19 protein-coding genes are annotated in these 21,010 nt (G+C 68.1%); 16 read left to right on the top strand and 3 right to left on the bottom strand.

Going from position 1 to position 21,010, the window contains the following annotated elements:
* Positions 1-3 precede the first annotated feature (3 nt).
* Genes E0H50_RS36795 through E0H50_RS36775 form a run of 5 tightly spaced genes read left to right on the top strand, consistent with a single transcriptional unit; the run spans position 4 to position 4,814 of the window.
* The gene (locus E0H50_RS36795) at positions 4-828 is read left to right on the top strand and encodes an aldo/keto reductase (protein ID WP_202868501.1); all 825 of its coding nucleotides are present in this window, start codon (positions 4-6) and stop codon (positions 826-828) included.
* 7 nt (positions 829-835) lie between these two features.
* Positions 836-1,741: a carbohydrate ABC transporter permease gene (locus E0H50_RS36790; protein WP_131295667.1), complete on the top strand. Its 906-nt coding sequence runs from the start codon at positions 836-838 to the stop codon at positions 1,739-1,741.
* Positions 1,738-2,607 carry a carbohydrate ABC transporter permease gene (locus E0H50_RS36785; RefSeq protein ID WP_131295665.1) on the top strand — a complete coding sequence of 290 codons (870 nt, stop codon included), beginning with the start codon at positions 1,738-1,740 and terminating at the stop codon, positions 2,605-2,607. The genes E0H50_RS36790 and E0H50_RS36785 overlap by 4 nt, the downstream gene beginning before the upstream one ends.
* Before the next feature lie 9 nt (positions 2,608-2,616).
* Positions 2,617-4,059: an ABC transporter substrate-binding protein gene (locus E0H50_RS36780; protein ID WP_131295663.1), complete on the top strand. Its 1,443-nt coding sequence runs from the start codon at positions 2,617-2,619 to the stop codon at positions 4,057-4,059.
* Complete coding sequence (locus tag E0H50_RS36775; RefSeq protein WP_131295661.1) at positions 4,056-4,814, top strand: SDR family NAD(P)-dependent oxidoreductase; 759 nt, start codon at positions 4,056-4,058, stop codon at positions 4,812-4,814. The genes E0H50_RS36780 and E0H50_RS36775 overlap by 4 nt, the downstream gene beginning before the upstream one ends.
* Positions 4,815-4,821: 7 nt before the next feature.
* Here E0H50_RS36775 and E0H50_RS36770 read toward each other — a convergent pair whose 3' ends face one another.
* Together E0H50_RS36770 and E0H50_RS36765 are read right to left on the bottom strand one after the other, a co-directional pair.
* Positions 4,822-5,820, bottom strand: coding sequence for an ATP-grasp domain-containing protein (locus tag E0H50_RS36770; protein WP_131295658.1), 999 nt, complete (start codon positions 5,818-5,820; stop codon positions 4,822-4,824).
* The gene (locus tag E0H50_RS36765; protein ID WP_202868495.1) at positions 5,817-6,926 is read right to left on the bottom strand and encodes a peptidase MATCAP family protein; all 1,110 of its coding nucleotides are present in this window, start codon (positions 6,924-6,926) and stop codon (positions 5,817-5,819) included. The genes E0H50_RS36770 and E0H50_RS36765 overlap by 4 nt, the downstream gene beginning before the upstream one ends.
* A gap of 216 nt (positions 6,927-7,142) precedes the next feature.
* Between E0H50_RS36765 and E0H50_RS36760 the strand changes: the two genes are divergently transcribed.
* Genes E0H50_RS36760 through E0H50_RS36735 form a run of 6 tightly spaced genes read left to right on the top strand, consistent with a single transcriptional unit; the run spans position 7,143 to position 14,584 of the window.
* Positions 7,143-8,342, top strand: a complete 1,200-nt coding sequence (locus E0H50_RS36760) for an ROK family transcriptional regulator (protein ID WP_238151608.1) — start codon at positions 7,143-7,145, stop codon at positions 8,340-8,342.
* Entirely contained in the window at positions 8,339-9,289 is a 951-nt protein-coding gene (locus E0H50_RS36755) for a carbohydrate ABC transporter permease (RefSeq protein ID WP_131295656.1), read from the top strand. Before E0H50_RS36760 ends, E0H50_RS36755 begins: the two co-directional genes overlap by 4 nt.
* Positions 9,282-10,085: a carbohydrate ABC transporter permease gene (locus E0H50_RS36750; RefSeq protein WP_131295654.1), complete on the top strand. Its 804-nt coding sequence runs from the start codon at positions 9,282-9,284 to the stop codon at positions 10,083-10,085. Before E0H50_RS36755 ends, E0H50_RS36750 begins: the two co-directional genes overlap by 8 nt.
* A gap of 14 nt (positions 10,086-10,099) precedes the next feature.
* Complete coding sequence (locus tag E0H50_RS36745; RefSeq protein ID WP_131295653.1) at positions 10,100-11,350, top strand: ABC transporter substrate-binding protein; 1,251 nt, start codon at positions 10,100-10,102, stop codon at positions 11,348-11,350.
* Positions 11,350-12,450, top strand: a complete 1,101-nt coding sequence (locus tag E0H50_RS36740; protein ID WP_131295651.1) for a glycoside hydrolase family 15 protein — start codon at positions 11,350-11,352, stop codon at positions 12,448-12,450. Before E0H50_RS36745 ends, E0H50_RS36740 begins: the two co-directional genes overlap by 1 nt.
* Position 12,451: 1 nt before the next feature.
* Positions 12,452-14,584, top strand: a complete 2,133-nt coding sequence (locus E0H50_RS36735; protein WP_131295649.1) for a glycoside hydrolase family 31 protein — start codon at positions 12,452-12,454, stop codon at positions 14,582-14,584.
* 110 nt (positions 14,585-14,694) lie between these two features.
* Here the strand turns inward: E0H50_RS36735 and E0H50_RS36730 are convergent, their stop codons facing one another.
* The gene (locus tag E0H50_RS36730; RefSeq protein WP_165547426.1) at positions 14,695-15,603 is read right to left on the bottom strand and encodes a universal stress protein; all 909 of its coding nucleotides are present in this window, start codon (positions 15,601-15,603) and stop codon (positions 14,695-14,697) included.
* 217 nt (positions 15,604-15,820) lie between these two features.
* Here E0H50_RS36730 and E0H50_RS36725 point away from each other — a divergent pair, with 217 nt between their 5' ends.
* From E0H50_RS36725 to E0H50_RS36705, 5 genes are all read left to right on the top strand, one after another.
* The gene (locus E0H50_RS36725) at positions 15,821-16,318 is read left to right on the top strand and encodes a nitroreductase family deazaflavin-dependent oxidoreductase (protein WP_202868494.1); all 498 of its coding nucleotides are present in this window, start codon (positions 15,821-15,823) and stop codon (positions 16,316-16,318) included.
* Between the two features lie 75 nt (positions 16,319-16,393).
* Positions 16,394-17,158 carry an ABC transporter ATP-binding protein gene (locus tag E0H50_RS36720; protein WP_131295645.1) on the top strand — a complete coding sequence of 255 codons (765 nt, stop codon included), beginning with the start codon at positions 16,394-16,396 and terminating at the stop codon, positions 17,156-17,158.
* Between the two features lie 74 nt (positions 17,159-17,232).
* Positions 17,233-19,587: an ABC transporter permease gene (locus tag E0H50_RS36715; RefSeq protein ID WP_131295643.1), complete on the top strand. Its 2,355-nt coding sequence runs from the start codon at positions 17,233-17,235 to the stop codon at positions 19,585-19,587.
* Between the two features lie 55 nt (positions 19,588-19,642).
* Positions 19,643-20,467, top strand: coding sequence for an alpha/beta fold hydrolase (locus E0H50_RS36710; RefSeq protein WP_131295641.1), 825 nt, complete (start codon positions 19,643-19,645; stop codon positions 20,465-20,467).
* A gap of 129 nt (positions 20,468-20,596) precedes the next feature.
* On the top strand, positions 20,597-20,938 hold the full coding sequence (locus E0H50_RS36705; protein ID WP_131295638.1) for a hypothetical protein: 342 nt from the start codon (positions 20,597-20,599) through the stop codon (positions 20,936-20,938).
* The last annotated feature ends 72 nt before the right edge of the window (positions 20,939-21,010 follow it).

Genomic DNA, 21,010 nt, shown 5'->3' with positions numbered 1-21,010 from the left:
GTGATGATCACACTGAACAACGGCGTCCGGATCCCGCAGCGCGGCTTCGGCGTCTTCCAGGTCCCGCCGGGCGACACCCAGCGCGTGGTCGAGCAGGCGATCGAGATCGGGTACCGTCACATCGACACCGCGGCGGCGTACAACAACGAGGCCGGCGTCGGCGCCGCCGTACGGGCCAGCGGGCTCCCGCGCGACGAGCTGTTCGTCACCACCAAGTTGCGCAACGGCGAGCACGGCTACGAGACGGCGCTGACGGCGTACGACGACACGCTGCAGCGACTCGGCCTGGACTACGCGGATCAGTATCTCGTGCACTGGCCGCACCCGACCGTAGATCGCTATGTCGACAGTTGGCGTGCGCTCGAGCGGATCTACGCCGACGGGCGGGTCCGGGCGATTGGTGTGTCCAACTTCCTGCCCGAGCACCTGGACCGGTTGGCGAAGGAGAGCGAGGTCGTTCCGGCGATCAACCAGATCGAGCTGCATCCGAGTTATCAGCAGCGCGAACTGACGGCCCTGTGCCGCGAGCGGTCGATCGCGATCGCGGCGTACTCGCCGCTCGGTCAAGGCCACGACCTCGACCTTCCGGTCCTGGCGTCGATCGCCGAGGAGCACCACGTGACGCCGGCCCAAGTGGTGCTCCGTTGGCACCTCCAACAAGGGCACCTCATCATCCCCAAGTCGGTTGCTCCGGAACGGATCCGTGCGAACTTCGAGCTCGACGGCTTCGCACTGACCGACGACGAGATCGCGTCGATCACCGCGGCGGAGAGCGGTCACCGGATCGGCAACGATCCCCGCACGTTCGCGCTCAGCCAGATCAGGTAGCCCGGCCATGACGAGCAGATCTGTGCGCTTCAGGACCACCTGGATCTGGATCTTCCTGGTGCCGACGGTCGTCCTGTACGGCGTCTACACCATCTACCCGATCATCGCGAGCTACTGGTACTCGCTGGTCGAGTGGAACGGTTTCGACAGCGGTCAGAAGTTCGTTGGACTGAGCAACTACCGCGCGGTTTTCGCCGATCCGCTGTTCTGGAACTCGTTCAAGGTCACGCTGTTCTTCATGCTCCTGGTGGTGCCGGCGCGGGTGCTGCTCACCCTGCTGCTGGCGATGGTTCTCAACTCGCCGAAGCTGCCGCTGATCGGTCTGCTGCGTTCGGCGTTCTTCATCCCTGTGGTGACCACGACGGCGATCATCGGCGTGGTGATGCGCTTCATCCTGGATCCGGCCAGCGGTCCGATCAGCACAGCGCTGATGAAGCTCGGGTTCGGCGGCGTCGACTTCCTGGGTGATCAGCACCTGGCCCTGCCGACGGCGGCCGTGCTGTACGTCTGGAAGTTCTTCGGCGTCACGATGATCTACTGGCTCGCGGCGCTACAGACCATTCCGTACGAGTTGTACGAGGCAGCGCGCATCGACGGCGCCGGCACCGGGCAGCTCTTCCGGCACATCACCCTGCCGATGCTGAAGCCGTTCCTGATCATCATCACCGTGCTGACCGTCGAGGAGACCTTCCACAACTTCGACCTGATGTACACGCTGACCGGCGGCGGCCCGTACTTCCACACCGAGATCATCGAGATCTACATCTACCGCTGGGCCTTCGCCGCCTCGATCCCCCAGCTCGGCCACGCCTCCGCGGCCGCGGTGATCTTCGGTCTGCTGGTCGCCGTCGTCGGAGCCCTTCAGCTGTGGGGCGTGTACGCCGGGCGCCGGCTGAGAGGAGACCAGCGATGACAGCGCAAGCCGTCGTACGCACGGATCGGCGACGGCGCCTGCTGCACCGGGCGCCGTGGTGGATCGCCGCGCTCTTCCTGGTGGGTATCGCGGTGCTCTGGATCTTCCCGTTCCTGTGGATGCTGTCGGCATCGCTCAAGGACAACATGGAGATGTTCACCGGCGGACTGAAGCTGTGGCCCTCGACGTTCGTCTGGGACAACTACTCGCGAGCGTGGAACGACGCACACTTCGGCCGGTACCTGATCAACACCGTCGTCACCACCCTCGTCACGGTCGTGATCGTCACCATTCGCTGCGCGACGGCCGGGTACGTCCTGGCCCGCTACCGATTCCGCGGGTCCAAGCTCTTCCTCGGCGTACTGATCGCGACGCTGTTCGTCCCCACCGGCTACACGATCATCCCGGTGGTCAAGATCTCGATGCAGCTGCACCTGATCGACTCGCTGGGCGGCATGATCCTCGCGCTCAGCGGCGGGGCGTACGTGTCGGCGATCCTGTTGTACTACGGGTACTTCCGGCAGATCCCCCGCGAGCTGGAGGAAGCCGCGGTCGTCGACGGCGCAGGGTTCGTCCGTACCTTCTTCTCGGTGATGCTGCCGCTGGCGATGCCGGTCACGGCGACCGTCGCGGTGCTCACCTTCATCACGACCTGGAACGCGTTCTTCCTGCCGCTGGTGTTCACCTTCAGCCGGCCCGATCTCCGGACGGTGAGCGTCGGCATGCAGGCGTTCGTCGGCGAGACCGCGACCGACTGGTCCGGTATGGCCGCGGCCGGGGTGATCTCGATCGTCCCGGTGGTCGTGCTCTTCATCTTCCTGCAGCGCTACTTCGTCGAGGGAATCTCCGGAGCAGTCAAGTCCTAAGGAGTGGAAATGACCGAGATGACACGTCGCAGTCTGCTCGGCGCATCGGTACTCGCCGCCATCGGCGCCGCGACCGGATGCAGCGGTTCGAGCACCCAGAGCGGAAGCACGAGCGGGGGTGCCACCGGAACGCTGGACTGGTGGGACCACTTCAGTTCGTTCAAGCGCCTCAACGACGACTGGGCCAAGACCCAGTCGCCGGCCTTGAAGACCAACGTCGGCCATACGTACTACGACGCGTCCAAGGCGACCCAGGCGTTCCAGCTGGCGCACCAGGCCAACAAGATGCCGGACGTCTACTCCAATGTGATCGGGCTCCCGTTGCCTGCCCTGGTGAGTGGCAAATGGGTGCACGAGGTGACGATCCCTGCCGACGTGAAGTCCAAGCTGCCGAAGGACGCGTTCACCGAGGGCATCACCCAGCTGGACGGCAAGCTGTACGGGTTCCCGATGTTCAGCTTCCGGCAGAGCTCGACGCTGGTGTGGGTCAACAAGGACCACTGGTCCAAGGCCGGGCTCGATCCGAACAACGTGCCGAAGGACTACGCGGCCTTCAAGGACGCGCTGGGAAAGCTCAAGTCGGCCGGGATTCAGCCGCTCACGCTGGCGATCGGCGCCGACGGCGGGCGCATCCGAGACCAGGTCGACGACATGGCCCAGGCGGCGGGCTTCCCTGGCTATCAAGGCCTGCAGTTCACCACCGGCGAGTACGCGTACCACCACGACGCCTATGTAGGCGTGATCGAGTTCTTGAAGCAGCTGAACGACGACAAGCTGATCATGCCCGGCTCGAACAACTTCGGTGTCGTCGACGCCCGGACCCGGTACGCCTCCGGTGCGGTCGGGACGTTCATCGACGGCATCTGGTGTGCCGGTGGATCCAAGGCCTTGGCGCCGACGATCGTCGACAAGCTCGCCTCCGGTCAGATCCTGGTGCCGACCTCCGGTACGGATCCGTGGTGCTACCGCGGCCGTCCCGCTGCGACGTACTTCGTTTCCGCGGACAGCAAGAATCCCGACGCGGCCGGACAGCTGATCGCGTCGTTCATGTCCGACGACTACCAGAAGGGGATGGTCGAGGCGATGGACCAGCCGCCGCTGAACCTTGACCAGGTCGCGTCGGCGAACGTCGTCGACGCGTACAAGAAGGGCGTCGAGTACTGCAAGGAAAACGTGTTCTTGATGCCGCAGGCGATCGTGAAGAACCCCGCCATCGCGCGCGTCGACGCACTCCGCAAACCCGTCACGCCGCACGTCGGCAACATCGTCCAGGGCTACCTCGGCGGATCGATCAAGGATCTCAAGGCCGAACTGAAGAAACTGAGCGACGCCACCACCGCGGACCGCGCCCAGGCCCTGACGAAGGCCAAGGCAGCCGGCGCGAAGGTCTCAGAGTCCGACTACGTCTTCGCCGACTGGAAACCAGGCCAGGACTACGGAGCCGCCAAATGACCGCCGACCGCACCGCGGTCGTGACCGGCGCGGCCTCCCCACGGGGCATCGGCCGCGCGACCGCATTGCTCCTCGCCGGCCAAGGCTGGAACATCGGCATCCTCGACATCGACGCCGTCGGCGGCAAATCACTCGCTGCGGAGATCACCGCGCAGTACAACGTCACGGCGTACGCCGTCGGCGCCGACGTCTCGAACGAAACAGAGGTCCGCACAGCGATCGACGAGCTGGAAGCCGCCCTCCCACCCCTGGCAGCACTGGCAAACATCGCCGGCGTCAGCTCCCCCGTCCCGTACCTCGAACTGACCTCCGACGAGTGGCACCGAGTCATCAACACCAACCTCAACGGCGTCCACTACGTAACCCGCCGCGTGGCTGAATCCATGGTTCGCCACAACTACGGACGAATCGTCAGCGTCTCCTCAACCTCAGCCCAACTCGGCGGCGGCACCTACAGCAAGACTCCGTACTCGGTCGCCAAGGCCGGCGTCATCGGCCTGACCAGAGCCCTGGCCAGAGAACTAGGCCCTTTCGGCATCACCGTCAACGCGGTAGCCCCCGGCCCCATCGACACCGACATCATGGGCGGCCCCCTGACCCCCACCCGCCGAGCAGCCCTGATCGACAACCTCCTGACCACCCGCCTGGGCCAACCCGACGACATCGCCTACGCGATCGCCTTCCTCCTGTCCGACCAATCCACCTACATAACCGGCCACACGCTCAACGCAGACGGCGGCCTCTACATGCACTGATATCAGTTCAGCGGCGTGCTTTGGTCCGACGTTCGAGGGCTTCGATGACGGTTGGGCAGACGTCGACGTCGTAGAGCCTTTCGACGCTCTGCATGCCGCCGGGGCTCTCCGCGTTGATCTCCACCACCTTGTCGCCGATCACATCGATGCCGACGAAGTACATGCCGTCGGCCACGAGTTTGGCGCTCATCGCTTCGATGATGCCGCGTTCCGCGGCACCGATCTCGAGCGGTACCGGGCGTCCGCCCTTGCTGATGTTGGCGCGCGGGTCGTTTCCCTGGGGTACGCGCCGGAAGGCGGCCGGCTTCCCGTCGCGCTCGAGGAGCTTGCCCTCGAGCAGGAAGATCCGGGCGTCGCCGTCCTCGCCGCCGTCGACGAACTCCTGGACGACCGCGTAGCCGTCCTGCCGTACCGCCTCCGTCATCTGCGTGAGGTTCGGTTCGTCCTCGTCCTCGATCATGAACACGTTCCGGCCTTTGGCGCCGTACAGCGGTTTGACGACCGAGTGGCCGACCTCGGCGACGAACCGCTCGATCGCTTCGGGGTCGTGCGTCACCAGCGACCGAGGCCGGATCTTCGCGGGAAACTCCTCCAGGTAGAGCTTGCTCGTCGCCCGGATCAAGGACATCGGGTCGTTGACGACCGTGACGCCTCGCGCCTTGAGCATCTGCCCGAAGACGACGCCCAGTGGACTGGCCCACGGCCGCTTCTGCAAGTCGTCGATCGATTCGTTCCGCAAGAACAAGGCATCGAGGTCGTCCAGGACGATCCGTTCCGCGTCGCCCTCCTTGATGCGCTCCATGAAGGTCTCGAGCGTGTCGTCCTTGTCGAACTCCGCGGCACGGGCCCGGGCCACCAACTGCCCGTCGCTCTCACCGAGCTCGACGTCGCACACCCCGACGTACCAAACCTCGTGCCCGGCCTGGGACGCGGCCCTGGCCAGACGGGTAGTCGTGTACTCGTCGATCTCGGTGGCGACGTCATTGACGAAGAAGGCCAGCCTCATGCCACCGCACCTCCTTCGTACAGATCCGTCACCGACACGCCTGCGCGCAGTCTGTCGAGACGCTCCTGCGCCCCGGGCACGTCGAGCCAGCGAGGACGGATCCACGGTGCTTCGAGGACCTCGCGGTCGAGCAGGTCCTGGATCAACGGAATGTGGTCCAGCGCGAACTTGCCGGCGAAGAGCACGCCCAGACTGTTGCCCTCCGCAAGGGATTCGAGGAGACGGGTGATGCCACGAAGGTAGATCGCGTCTTTCACCGAGCCTCCTCCGACCACCACCCTGATGGCAATGGTCCAGGCGGTTCTCGTCGGGATCCGGTGTTCCGCCCGCAACGACTCGAAGATGTCCAGGAACCCGGCACCGTCCACCATCTTGGCGACGGCGACCACCCGTGCGGCGAGCACGCGGAGACGCCGCGGGTCGAGGCCGCCGCTCAGGTACTCCGCGAGTACCGCAAGGCCCTCTTGGGTCTCGTCGTAGCCGGGCAGTCCGATCGAGAGCAGCGTCAGGGGTTGCCTGGCGCCGTTCTGGTACGTGACGACATGGGTGCCGACCTCGTGGTGCAGCAACGGCTCGACGCGGTCCGCGCGGAACGTGGCGGCTTCCGGGATGAGCAGCCGGCCGAACGACACCATCAGCTCGGACACGTCGTCGCGCACCGCGACGTTCGCCGGAAAGCCCTCGTACACGGCGCGATACCGATCGAACTCCGCACGAGCAGCCTCCGCGAACGCACCGGCCGTGACGGTTCGGGTGCTGGGAGCCTGGGTCGGGATGATCGCGAGCAGCTCCTCCGCTGTCGCCACGAGAGGCTGAGCAACCCCGCCGTACAACTGCAGCGACCCGTACACGAACCGTGACGTATCGCGATCCTCCAATGCCGTGATCTGCCGCGCGATCTCGTCCCGCTTCGCCCGGAAGAGCGTGTGCAACGCAGGGTCGTCGATGTTCTCGATCTCGAGACCGTAGAGCTCACGCCGTACCAGATCCGGCTCGAACTCCAGCGGCCTGAGCCTGAGCGTAGGAGCCGTACCGAAGTCACACCGCTCGAAGTCCGCCCAAGCCTCGGCCGCATTGACCGGCGTCGTGTTGATCAGCAGGTCCAAGCCCCGCTCGATCTCAACAAGCCGACCATCAATCTCAAGCGCGACCCCAAGCCGCTGCCGCGAAGTACCCATCTACCAGACGTACCCACCGACAATCCCGAACACACTCACGAGCGTTCTTGCTCGGCGCCGCAGCCAAGATCTCGACCCCTTGACAGTCCTGAGTAGCACTGCTTAGTTTTTGACTAAATTTAGTACCGAAGGAAGTAGGCGAGAGTGACCGGTCAGAGTCCCCGCGGCGATCTGGTGCCGTCCGGCATCGTGGCGATGCTGGGCACCCGCGGACCCACGTCGCGGACCGCGATCGCGCGCAACCTGGGCCTCAGCCCGGCGACGGTCACCCAGGTGACCAAGGACCTGATCGCCCGCGGCGTCGTCGAGGAGCTCGAGTCGGTGCCGTCGAACGGCGGCCGGCCCGCCCGCCTGCTCGGGCTGGTCAGCCGGACCGGCGTCGCGCTCGGCGCGAAGGTCACCGCCGATCACGTCGCCGTGGTCACGGTCGAGCTCGACGGGAGCGTGCGCTCGTCCGGCTCGCACGAGTTCGATCCGCGCGCCGCCGACGCCCTCGACCGGCTCGGCCGGATCCTCACCCAAGAGGTCGCCGACCTCGACGAGCAGCTGTTCGGCGTCGGCGTCGGGGTCCCCGGCTCGGTCGACTCACAGGCCTCCGGGATCGTCGACGCGCCGACGCTCGGCTGGCGGGCCGCGCAGGTCGGGCCGGTGCTGCGCCAGGCCGTCGGTACGCCGGTGCTGGTCGACAACGACGTCAACACCCTCGCCGCGGCCGAGCGGCTGTACGGGATCGGCCGCGAGCACTCGTCGTACCTCGTGGTCACCATCGGTCGCGGGATCGGCTGCGGGATCGTGGTCGACGGCGGCATCTATCGCGGCGCGAACGGCGGCGCCGGCGAGATCGGCCACATCCCGGTCTGGGACCCCAGCACCGAGCCGCCGCCGTGCACCTGCGGATCGACCGGCTGCCTGGAGGCGTACATCGGCGCGGACGGCCTGGTCCGGACGGCCCGCGGCCGCGGCGCGCTGGGACCGCGCGGCACGCTCGCCGGCCTGTTGCGTGCGGCCGCGTCCGGGGACGAGTCCGCGCGGACGGTGTACGCCGAGGCCGGCGACCTGCTCGGACGCGCGCTGGCCGGCGTGATCCACACCGTCGACCCGGAGGTCGTCGTCCTGCTGGGCGAAGGGGTGGACGGATGGGAGTACTGGAACGCCGGGTTCGAGCCGTCCTTCCGGCGATCGTTGCTGCCGGCCCGCAAAGCGGTGCCCGTATTCGTCGAGCCCTGGACGGAGGACCAGTGGGCGCGCGGCGCGGCCTCGCTCGTGCTGGCCTCGCCCTTCGACTCGGCGGGAAACGGCGGCGAGCAGAGCCGTCTCGTCCGCGCGCGACTGGGGGCGTCATGAGTACGCCGACACTCACCGAGCGCCGGCGGGACCGGCGGCCGCACACACCGCCGCAGCCCATACCCGCTCAGCGGCGCGGCGGCTGGAAGAAGCTCGGCTGGGCGCTGTTCTTCCTGCTGCCCAGCGCGATCCCGTTGCTGGTCTTCACCCTGGTGCCGATGGTGTCGAGCCTCTGGGTCAGCCTGCACAAGTGGAACCTGATCTCGCCGATGCAGTGGGTCGGGTTGGACAACTACACGAACCTGCTGACCGACCCGATGACGCGCCGGGTCTTCCTGCACACCCTGATCTACGTCGCCGGCTACCTGCCGCTCGTGTACGCCGGTGGGCTCGGCCTCGCGCTGATGCTGAACCAGCGGCTCAAGGGCCGCGCCTTCCTGCGGGCGACGTACTTCCTGCCGGTGGTGACGAGCTGGGTCGTCGTCGCGCTGGTGTGGAAGTGGCTGCTCAACCCGGCGAACGGCCTCGTCAACGAGGTGCTCGGCGTCTTCGGCGTACCGGGCCCCGGCTGGTGGACCGATCCGCAGTGGGCGCTGCCCGCGGTGATCCTGTCGTCGGCCTGGAAGGACCTCGGGTTCGTGATGGTGATCCTGCTCGCCGGGCTGCAGGCGATCCCGTCCGACGTGTACGAGGCCGCGCTGGTGGACGGCGCGAACGCCCGGCAACGGTTCTGGCGGATCACGCTGCCGCTGCTGTCGCCGTCGACGTTCTTCGTCGTGGTCATCTCGCTGATCAACGGCTTCCAGGTGTTCGACCAGGTGTACGTGATGACCGGCGGCGGGCCGTCCGGCAGCAGCCAGGTCGTGGTCGGGCACATCTACGACCTGACGTTCCGGTACGGACGCGCCGGTGAGGCGTCCGCACTGTCCTGGATCCTGTTCGCGGTGATCCTGGTGATCACAGTGGTCCAGATCCGCGGTCAGCGGAAGTGGGTGCACTATGCGTAGGTTCTGGTTGTACGCCGCGGTGGTGGCCGGCTCCGCGATCATGCTCTTCCCGTTCCTGTGGACCGTGATCACCTCGATCACCCCGGAAGGGTCGCCGGCCGACGGACCGAAGCTGATCGTCGACAACCCGACCCTGGACGCGTACCACACGCTGCTGGACGCGATGCCGATCTGGCGGATCCTGGTGAACTCGCTGCTGATCGCGATCGCCTCCACCGGGTTCCAGCTGATCACCGGATCGATGGCGGCGTACGGCTTCGCGCGACTGCACTTCCCGTTGAAGAACGTGATCTTCGGCTGCTACCTGGCCACGTTGATGGTCCCGTTGCAGGTGCTCGTCGTACCGCTGTTCATCGAGATGAAGACCCTGAACCTGCAGGACACGTACTTCGCTCTGCTGGCGCCGACGATCGCGTCCGCGTTCGGGGTGTTCCTGCTCCGCCAGGCCGTCACCGCCGTACCGGCCGAACTGGACGAGGCGGCCACCATCGACGGCGCCGGGCACCTGCGGATCTTCACCACGATCGTGCTGCCGCTGATCCGGCCCGCGCTCGCGACCGTCGCCGTCTTCGCGTTCATGGGCAGCTGGAACAGCTTCCTCTGGCCGCTGGTGGTGATCCGGTCGCCGGAGTTCATGACGCTCCCGCTCGGCCTGTCCACCCTGCAGGGCCAGTTCACCACCCAGTGGGACGTCGTGATGGCGGGCTCCGTCGTCTCGATCGTGCCGATCGCCATCGTCTACCTGCTCGCGCAGCGCCACATCATCGCCGGTGTCGCACACACCGGTATCAAGTGAGAGGAAACACTCCCATGCGCCTACTCAAGTTCGCGGCGATCGGTCTGACCGCCGCGCTCGCGCTGACCGCCTGCGGGCAGGGATCCGCGACCAAGGAGGCCGCCGCACCGGACGGCAAAGCCACCGTGCGGTACATGAACTTCTCGTCGAACGACGGTCACGAGAAGGACCTGACCGCGATCGTCAACGCCTTCCAGGCGGCGAACCCGGACATCACCGTGCAGGTCGAGACCGTGCCGTACGCCGACTACTTCACCAAGCTGCAGACCGCGGTCGCCGGCGGCACCGCGGCGGACGCCTTCGAGCTCAACTACGAGAACTTCGTGACCTACGCGACGAACGGTTCGCTGGCCGAACTGCAGAACGTGGACTCGTCGGTGTACAAGAAGACGCTGTACGACGCGTTCAACTCCGGCGGCAAGCAGTACGGCGTACCGGAGTCGTTCTCGAACGTCGTGCTGTTCTACAACAAGACCCTGTTCAAGCAGGCCGGCGTCGCCGAACCCACCGCCGACTGGACCTGGAAGGAGGAGCAGGCCGCGGCCGCCAAGCTGACGAACAAGGCGACCAAGACCTGGGGCGACTACCAGCCGGTGTCGTACAACGAGTTCTACAAGGTGCTCGCGCAGAACGGCGGTGAGTTCCTGAACGCGGACCGGACCGAGGCCACCTTCAACTCGCCGCAGGGTGTCGAAGCGGCCGAGTTCCTGGTCGGCAAGGTGGGCAGGACGATGCCGACCGAGGCCGACGGCGCCGGTACGCCGGACTTCGACTCCAAGCTGTTCAAGTCCGGGAAGCTCGCGATGTGGCACACCGGCATCTGGATGTTCTCCGCACTGGACGACGCGAAGTTCGACTGGGACGTCGTGGTCGAGCCGGGCAACACCAAGAAGGCGTCGGCGATGTTCGCGAACGGGCTGGTGGTGAACGCCGCCTCGAAGAACGCCGCCGCGGCGCAGAAGTGGATCACCTACCTGTCCTCGTCCGACGAGACCACGAAGACCCGGCTCGCGTCCTCGTGGGAACTGCCGCCGGTCGCCGACGAGAGCAAGCTGAAGGCGTACCTCGACCAGCCGAAGCCGGCCAACCGGGAGGCGGTCTTCACCGCACTGGAGGAGCCGATCCTGCCGCCGGTGATCGAGCGCCAGCAGGAGATGCAGGACGCGGTCACCCAGGAACTCGGTTCCGCGGCCGCCGGCCGGAAGACGGTGGCGAAGGCACTGGCCGACGCCCAGTCCAAGGTGAACGGCTTGCTCAAGAAGTGATGGCGCCGGAGGTCGTGGATCTGAGCAGGCTGCGTGAGCTGGCCGAGTACAGTCATGCGGTCATCACCAAGTACCAGGATGCCGGTGGGGCGTATCCGGCTGCGCCCACCTTCTCGGCGTACAAGGGATATGCGTGGTTGCGGGACGGGTCGTTCACCGCGGAGGGGATCTCACGGTACGGCGACGTGCCGTCGGCGGATCGCTTCCACGACTGGGTCGACCGGGTACTCCGGAGCCGTCGCGCGCAGGTGGACGACCTGCGCGCGGCCGTCACCCGGGCCGAGACCCCTCCGGATTCGGCGATGCTGCCGACCCGCTTCACGTTCGACGGCGCGGACGGGTCGGACCCGTGGTGGGACTTCCAGACCGACGGCTACGGGACGTGGCTGTGGTCGGTCGTCACGCACGCGGCCCGGCACGGGCTCGACCTCGAACGCTGGCGTGGCGGGATCGACGTCGCCGTCGACTACCTGGTCACGTTCTGGGACCGGCCGTGTTACGACTGGTGGGAGGAGCACGTCGAGCAGCGGCACGTGTCGACACTCGGCGCGATCCACGGTGGACTCGCCGCGATCGCGCCGTACACGCAGGTCGCCGTCCGGGACGTCGCCGAACGTATCCGTTCCCTGGTCGTTGCCGAGGGCATGCACGACGGGCACCTGACCAAGTGGCTGGGGACGGCGGCCGTCGACGGGTCCCTGCCCGCCTGCGTCGTACCGTTCGGTCTGGTGTCGGGAGCAGCCGGTACGGCGACGCTCGCGGCCGTCGCCCGTGATCTCGACGCCGACGGCGGGGTGCACCGGTTCACCGCCGACGTGTTCTACGGCGGTGGGCAGTGGCTCCTGCTGTCCGCGCTGCTCGGCTGGAACCTCGCCGCTGCCGGCGACTCCGCCGGGGCGTGGCGGCTGCTGCGCTGGATCGCCGATCAGGCGACGCCGGACGGCGATCTGCCTGAGCAGGTGCCCCACCACCTGCTGCACCCCGGCTCGCGCGACGAGTGGATCGCGCGCTGGGGCACCGTTGCCACTCCGCTGCTGTGGTCGCACGGCATGTACCTCATCCTCGCCGACGAACTCGGCATCCTCTCCGAGAAGGCCTGACATGATCACCCATCGCCCGTACGGCATCGAGCACCCGTACGCCAGCTCCCCGGACCAGCGCGTCCCGGTCCTTCCGCTCGTCGGCGAGCCGGTCCGGCTCGGCGTCGTCGCCTCCCCCGACGTCACGTCGGTCGTTTGCGAATGGGGTACGACGACACTCGAGCTGACACCGGCCCAGGCGACCGCGGCCGACGCGGCAGCACTTGCAGGCGGTGAGGGCCACCTGAGCGAGGCCCAGGCGAAGGCGCTGGGCTCCGACGACAGCTGGTCCGTCGTCACCCCGCCGATCACCGAACCGGTCCGCTACCGCTTCCGTGCGGGCACCGAGACGAGCGGATGGTTCGAAGTCGCGCCCGCCGAGTGGACGGCCGCGGGTGGCGAGGTGCTGGGTGGCGGTGATCGCGTCAGCGCTGTGGAGTGGTTGGTGTCGGCCGCAGGCGTGCACCGGGCGCGGTTCAGACTGCCTCTGCGGCCGACCGATCATCTGGTCGGTTTCGGCGAGCGCTACGACCATCTGGACCAGCGCGGCCGGGACCTGGACGCCGTCGTCTTCGAACAGTACAAGGCACAGGGCGCGCACGGCCGCACCTACCTTCCGATGCCGTTCGCACACGTGGTCAACGGCGGCTGGGGTTTCCACGTGCGCACCTCACGCCGTACGTGGTTCTCCTCCGACGACACCGGCCTCACGGTGGAAGTTGCCCTCGGCCACGAACCGGTCGTCGACCTCGGCATCTACGAAGGACCGCCGACCGAGGTACTGAGTGCGTTCCTGGACGAGGTCGGCCGGGCGGAGGAGCTGCCGGACTGGGTGTTCCGATTGTGGGCCTCCGGCAACGAGTGGAACACGCAGGACCTCGTGACGGCCCGGATGGACAAGCACCGCGAGCTGGGTATCCCGGTCGGGACCGTGGTGATCGAGGCGTGGAGCGACGAGGAAGGCATCACGATCTGGCGCGACGCGCAGTACGAGGTGACGCCGGACGGCAGCGCGCACAAGGCCTCGGACTTCGGCTACCCGCCCGACGGCGCCTGGCCGGACCCGCGCGCGATGATCGACGATCTGCACCGTCGCGACATCAAGGTGATCCTCTGGCAGATACCCCTGCAGAAGAGCGAGTTCGGCACCGGTCAGGTCGCCGCGGACGCCGCCGCCATGGTCCGCGAGGGTCACGCCGTGCTGGAGGCGGACGGTACGGCGTACCACAACCGCGGCTGGTGGTTCCCGAAGGCGCTGATGCCCGACCTGTCCGTGCAGCGCACGCGGGACTGGTGGACCGAGAAGCGCCGGTACCTGGTCGAGGACCTCGACGTCGACGGCTTCAAGACCGACGGCGGCGAGCACGCCTGGGGCCACGACCTGCGGTACGCCGACGGGCGGCGTGGGGACGACGGCAACAACCTGTTCCCGGTGCACTACGCGCGCGCGTTCGGCGACCTGCTCCGGTCGGCCGGCAAGGCGCCGGTCACGTTCTCGCGCGCGGGCTTCACCGGCTCGCAGGCGCACGGCATCTTCTGGGCCGGCGACGAGGACTCCACCTGGGAGGCGTTCCGGTCGTCGATCACCGCAGGCCTGACCGCGGCGTCGTGCGGCATCGTCTACTGGGGCTGGGACCTGGCCGGCTTCTCCGGACCGGTGCCCGACGCCGAGCTCTACCTGCGGGCGACCGCGGCGTCGACGTTCCTGCCCATCATGCAGTACCACTCGGAGTTCAACCACCATCAACGACCGTTGCGCGACCGGACGCCGTGGCACGTCGCCGAGACCACAGGTGACGACCGGGTCGTGCCGGTGTTCCGCGCGTACGCCGTACTCCGGGAGAAGCTCGTCCCGTACCTGGCAGCACAGGCCGGTCGCGCCGTCACCACGGACCGGCCCCTGCTCCGGCCGCTGTTCTTCGACCACGCCGACGACCCGGAGATCTGGCACCACCCGTACCAGTACCAGCTGGGCGACGATCTCCTGGTCAACCCGGTCCTCGAACCCGGCGTCACTACCTGGACGACCTATCTGCCCGAAGGGACCTGGTACGACGTCTGGACCAACGAGCCCGTCAAGAGCGGCATGGTCACCCGCGACGTGCCGATCGACATCATCCCGGTCTACAGCCGCAGGCCCGGCGTACTGGCGTGACCTGCTGCCACACCGCGCGAGCCGGTTTCACCGACGTGAGTGACCGGGATGCAAGTTGTCCGCGACGGCACCGTACAACTCCCGCGTCGCCGCGCCTCGTCCCCCTTTGGTCAGGTGGTGGGCCGAGCGCGTCCGGGCGCCGGCCGCTCGTGGACCACCGCGACCGGCACCGTCGCGTGATGCAGGACGCCACGCGCCACGGACCCGAGCATCAGGGCGGGCAACCGATGGCGCCGGCCGCCGAGCACGATCAGCTGCGCCGAGGTCGACTCCGCGGTGTCGAGCAAGGTGGCCGCGGCGTGGGACTGCCGCAATTTCCGGAGCAGGTGGACGTCGGGATACTTGTGCTGCCACTGGTCCGCGATGCTGTCCAGCCGGTCCTGCGCCAGGTGCTCCCAGTCCTCGCGCAGCTCGCCGGCGGACGCGATGTCCCAGGTGTACGCCGCGGGAATGTCCCAGGCGAGCACCATCCACAGCGGCGCCCCGTGCAGCGCGGCCATCTCGAACGCGAACTCCAGCGCGGCGACGTTCTCGTCGTCGCTGTCCAGGCCCACGACGACCGGCGCGTGTGCGTGGCGGTCCCGCTGCCATCCTTCGGGTACGACGACGATCGGGCCGTCGCCGTGGTGCACGACGTACTCCGAGGTCGACCCGATCAGCAGCCGGGTGAAGCCGCCCACACCACGCCGGCCGACCACTGTCAGCCCGGCATCGGTGCTGAGGTCGGCCAGCCGCCGGTCCGGCGCACCGATCACGACATCGGCGTCCAACTCCAGGCCCTGACCGACGGCCGCGAGGTACTCCTCGACCTCGTCGACCACCCGCCGGTCCACCTTCGGGATCGGCGACGCCATGATCACCTGACCGTCGATCCGCACCGGCGCGACGAGCGCCCTGCGATCGTCCATCACATGCACCGCACGCAGCGGCATGCGCCGCCGCCCGGCCTCCCGCAAGGCCCAGTCAAGCGCTCCGGCTCGGCGCCAGGCAGCGTCGACGCCGACAACGATCTCGTCCATGACGATCAACTCCCGTCCGTCTGCACCTCCAGCACAGCGCGCTCCGGCGCCCGGGGACAGGGACCAAAGTCCCGGGATCCGCCCTGTGGCCTGCATCGGCCGTTGGTCCCGAGCCAGGGGGCCGATCAGCCCTGTGGACACCGCGCTGATCGCGCTGAGCTGAAGACGACGCCGCCACGTACATCTCGAATGACCTATGCACCGCAGCGGAGGAGTCATGAAGCGCGCCGAGACCCAGTCCGTGGGAGTACTGCACCGGCTCGACCGGTGGATGTACCGGGGTGGCCGGCCGAACCGGCTTGCGCGCGTGCTGAACCGGATCGGGGCCGTCCAGTACGCGTACCGGATCGCGGCGCCCAAGCAGGCCGTCACGCTGGAGGTCGTCGGGCGGCGTACAGGCAGGACGATCTCGTTCCCGCTGGTGCTGACGCGGTACGACGGCGAGCGGTACCTGGTCTGCATGCTCGGCGATCACACGAACTGGGTGCGCAACGTCCGCGCCGCCGGAGGACGGGCCGTACTTCGCGCCGGTCATCGTGAGACGGTCCGTCTCGTGGAGGTCGAACCGGCCGCCCGGGCAGCGATCCTGCAGCGATATCTGGAACTCGCCCCCGGCGCGCGAGCCCATCTGCCGGTCGACCGCACGGCCCCGCTGACCGAGTTCGAGCGGATCGCGGCGGACTATCCGGTCTTCCGCGTCACCCCCGACCAGTAGGCAACCGCCACGGTCCCTGCTCCCGAAGGACTTTGGTCACTGCCGCCGACCGTCCCGGGCTGGGACGGTGAACAGATGGACCAGGACATCGCCACCCACTTGCGAGCGTCGTCCCCTGACCTGTCGACGGGGACGAGGGTCGATCTCGACGACGTGGCCAAGCGGTACGTCGTCGGTGACAGCACAGTGACCGCGTTGACGGAGGTGAATCTGCATGTCGACGAGGCCGCTTTCGTGGTGGTGCTCGGCCCTTCGGGCAGCGGCAAGACCACGCTGCTCAACATGATCGGTCTGCTCGACACGCCGACCGACGGCAGAGTCGCTCTCAACGGACGTGACATGACCAGGTCGTCACGGCGTGAGCAGTTCGCACTGAGGCGCCGTTCCGTGAGCTTCATCTTCCAGACGTTCAACCTGTTCCCGGGGCTGACCGCCCTGGAGAACGTACAGTTCGGCGCCGACGTCGCGGCCCGTCCGGCGGCCGCGGACATCGCCCGGGACGGCCTGTCACGCGTCGGTCTGGCCGATCGCCTGCATCACTTCCCGCACCAACTGTCCGGTGGTGAACAGCAACGGGTCGCGATCGCCAGGGCGTTGGCCACCGACAACCCGATCCTGCTGGCCGACGAGCCGACAGGTGAGCTCGACTTCCGAACCGGCGTACAGATCCTCGAACTGCTCCAGGAACAGGCGGAGGCAGGCAAGACCGTGCTCGTGGTGACACACAACCGCGAGTTGTCCCGGGTCGCCGATCGGGTGATCGAGTTGTCGAGCGGCCGCATCGTCAGCGACGGCCCACCCGTCGGCGGCAAGAGCCGTACCGCCGACCTCCGCTGGTAGTCGTCATGCCCACCGGATCGCTTCGCCTTTGGGTCGTCTGGTCATGGCGTGACCTGCGCCGGCGCTGGCTCCTGGTGACAGCGCTGGCTCTGGTCATCGCGCTCGGCACCGGCGCCTACGCCGGCCTCGGCGGCACGACGGCGTGGCGGCTCGAGTCGAACGACCGCAGCTACGCGAGCCTTCGGATGCACGATCTGCGGGTCAAGCTGCCCGCGGGCGCGTTCGTTCCGCAGGGATCGCTGCTCCGAGCAGTCGAAGGTATACCGGACGCACCCGTGGTCGATGTGGCCGTCGAGCGCCTGATCGCACCGACTCTGGTGGATGCGTCGACCGGCACGGACCAACTGCTCCTTCCTGGTGAGGTTGTCGGCATGCCGTCGGGGGTTTCGCCGGTCGACGCGTTGCACGTCGAGCACGGTCAGGGCCTCGCGGCCGGTGATCCCGCCCTCGACATCGCCGTACTCGAGGCCAAGTTCGCCTCCGGCCACGGGCTGCCGCCCAACGGCAAGCTCCGGCTCAGCACCGGCACGACCCTCGAGTACGTCGGGACGGGCTACACCCCCGAGTACTTCCAGGTGACCGGCCGCAGCGGGATGGTGCTCGGCGAGACCGGCTACGCGGTCGTGTTCGCGCCGATCACCGTGGCGCAGCGAGTGACCGGGCACGTCGGCCAGGTCAACGACCTCGTCGTGCGGGTTCGGCCCGGCACCGATCAGGAGGCCGTACGCCGGCAGTTGACCGCCGCCCTCGCGCCGGTCGGCGGAACGGTCAGCACTCGCGCCGAGGATCCCGTTCACCGAGCACTGTACGAGGACGCCCAGAACGACCAGACCACCTGGAACGTCTTCGCGTTCCTGATCTTGTTCGGTGCGGCGTTCGCCACCTTCAACCTGATCAGCCGGATGATCGAGTCACAGCGCCGGGAGATCGGCGTCGGGATGGCGCTCGGCGTGCCACCGCGACTGCTCGCGGTCCGGCCGATGCTCGTCGGCGTCCAGATCGCCGTCGTCGGAGTGTTGACAGGGATCGGTGTCGGCTGGCTCATCGGCAGGGCGATGGGCGACGTCATGGCCGATCTGCTTCCGCTGCCGATCTGGGTCACCAGCTTCCAGGTCGGCCGCTTCGCTCAGGCCGCCGCACTCGGACTCGTCCTCCCGGTGATCGCCGCGGTCGTCCCCACCGTGCGAGCGGTACGCATGCATCCCGTGGAGGCGATTCGCACCGGTGCGTACAAGTCGGCGCGGCCGGCAGGACGCCTGCTGACCTTGCTCTCCAGGACACGGCTCCCCGGACGCACCTACCTGTCGATGGCTTTGCGCAACGTGCTCCGCACGCCCCGCCGAACGGTGTTCACGGCCCTCGGCATCGCCGCCGCCATGACTTCTCTGGTCGCAGTCCTGGGTCTCCTGGACACCTTCACCGCTGCCGGAGACGCGCATACCGACGAAGTCGGCCACAGCAGCCCCGGGCGCCTCGTCGTCACCCTCGACACCTACTATCCGCTGAACTCCGCGCCGCTGCGAGCGCTCCGCGAGGAACCTGCCGTCGCCGCGTCGCAGCCTCAACTGGCGGTGCCGGCGACGCTGCTCGGTCAAGGCGCCGACATCGAGTCGGTCGTCCAGGTCGTTGACTTCACCAACAAGATCTGGACCCCGACGCTGCTCGGCGACCGCGGCCCGAAGACCGGGATCGTGTTGTCCGAGAAGGCGGCCCAGGACCTCGGTCTGGCCCCTGGCAACGTGGTCGAGCTTCGGCACCCGGTCCGGTCCGCCGACGGCTTCCGCCTCGTCACGAGCCGGATTCCGGTCCGCGCACTCCATCCCGACCCCTGGCGGACGTTCGCCTATCTCGACGTCGCCGGCGCCGGACAGTTCGGGTTGACCGGCACCGCCAACCAGGTCCTCGTGATGCCCGCGGGGAGCGTCGACGAGCTCGAACGCGCCGTCTTCGGGCAGCCGGGGGTCTCCTCCGTCGATTCGGCCGCCGCCTTCGCCGACGTCCTGGACAACGCCCTCGCCCAGTTCACCGGCATCCTTCGCGTGATCGAGATAGCCACCCTGCTGCTCGCTCTGCTGATCGCGTTCAACACGGCCGGCATCACCGCGGACGAACGCACCCGCGAGCATGCCACGATGTTCGCGTTCGGTCTCCCGCCACGGGTCGTGATGGGCATCGCGGTCGGCGAGAACGCGGTCATCGGCCTGCTCGGAACGCTCGCCGGGATCGCCGGCGGGTATGCCGCACTCAGGTACATCACCTCCGGCCTCGGCGAGGTCACCCCCGACCTGATGGTCCGACCGACTCTCTCGACCACGACCGTCGTCGCCGTCCTTCTCCTCGGCACGTCGATCGTCGCGCTCGCTCCCCTGCTCGGTCTCCGGCGCCAGCAGCGAATGGACATCCCCGCCGCCCTACGAGTCGTCGAATGACAGGCCCGCCGAGCGGTCGAAGCTGCCTCCCGAACCCGACAGGAGGTGACAGTCCATGCGCCACGGTCACGACGTCGAGGTCGCCGACGCGATGGCGTGCCTGCGCATCGGCGACGGGCCGCCATTGGTGTTCCTGCCAGGGCTGACCGCGCACCATCGGCCGCCTCACGGCCTGGACCTCCGCTTTCAGCGCGGCCAGTGTGCACTGCTCGCGCACGGCCGCGAGGTGTGGTGGCTCAACCGGCGTTGCGGGCTGTCTCCCGGCACTTCGATGGCCGACCTCGCCCGCGACTACGCGAGGGTGATGCACCAGCGGTTCGGTCAGCCGGTGGACGTCGTCGGGGTGTCCACCGGCGGAAGCGTGGCACTGCAACTGGCTGCCGATCATCCCGAGGTCGTACGCCGCCTGGTCGTCGTCTCGGCCGCCTATCGGCTGGGACCGTTCGGGCACAGCTGTCAGCGCGAGACCGCGGACGCCCTGCGAGCCGGCCGGCTCCGCGCGGCGTCCGCCGCGATGATGTCGATCATCGGTGCACACCGCACCACCCGCCGGGTCGTGCGGATGCTGGGCTGGTTCCTCGGGCCGTTCGCCCTCGGCCGCCCCGACACCGACCTGCTGACGACACTCGAGGCCGAGGACGCCTTCGACCTTCGTGATCGCCTGACCGAGATCACGGCACCGACACTCGTCGTCGGTGGCGCCCGCGACGCCTGTTACGGCCGTGAACTGCTGGAGCACACCGCCGAACTGATCCCGCGCGGCACCACCCTGATCTATCCCCGCAAGGGCCACCTGGGTGTCCAGAGCCGCCGGATCGCGCACGACATCCGCACCTTCCTCGACAGCGACCGCACCGACGACGACCCGGCCCAGACCTGAACGCAGAGCCGCGCCGTCCAGCCCGTCAAGAGTCTTCCGACGGCCCGGTGCGGTGGTGGCTTTCCGCTCTGGCAGACCGGCCGGAGGTGAATGGTGGCGCGGTTCCTGCGGCGATCAGGGTTCGTGCTGATGGCGGTCTTCACGGTCGTCGGGGCCCTGTGGATCGCCGCCGAAGCGTTCGCGGACCCCGGTGGTTGGCCCGCGGCGGGTCTGACCGCCACGTGGCTCGTGCCACTGATCGGCCTGTCGATCGTCGCCTGGCAGCGGATCGCGTGGACCACGGTCATGCTCGGCGCACTCACCGCTGCCGCGATCGGGCTGAGCGGCATCCCAGGGCTCGGATCGTTGTCGGTTGTCAGCGGCCCGGCCCTCGCGACAGGCGCGCTGTATCTGGCGGCGGACGCCGTACAGGCCCGAGGAAGGCGGCGGACGACTTCGCGCTCGCCTGCGCCGTCGCCGCCCTGTCCCTGATGCTCGGCCCAGCTGTAGTCACCATCGCAAACCGCGCCGCCAAGGACCGAGACGAACACGTCCCGGCCACCG

The organism is Kribbella sindirgiensis (genome assembly GCF_004331435.1).
Classification (GTDB): Bacteria; Actinomycetota; Actinomycetes; order Propionibacteriales; family Kribbellaceae; genus Kribbella; species Kribbella sindirgiensis.
The sequence above is the reverse complement of the archived record's forward strand: the minus strand, read 5'-3'. Positions and strand labels throughout refer to the sequence as shown.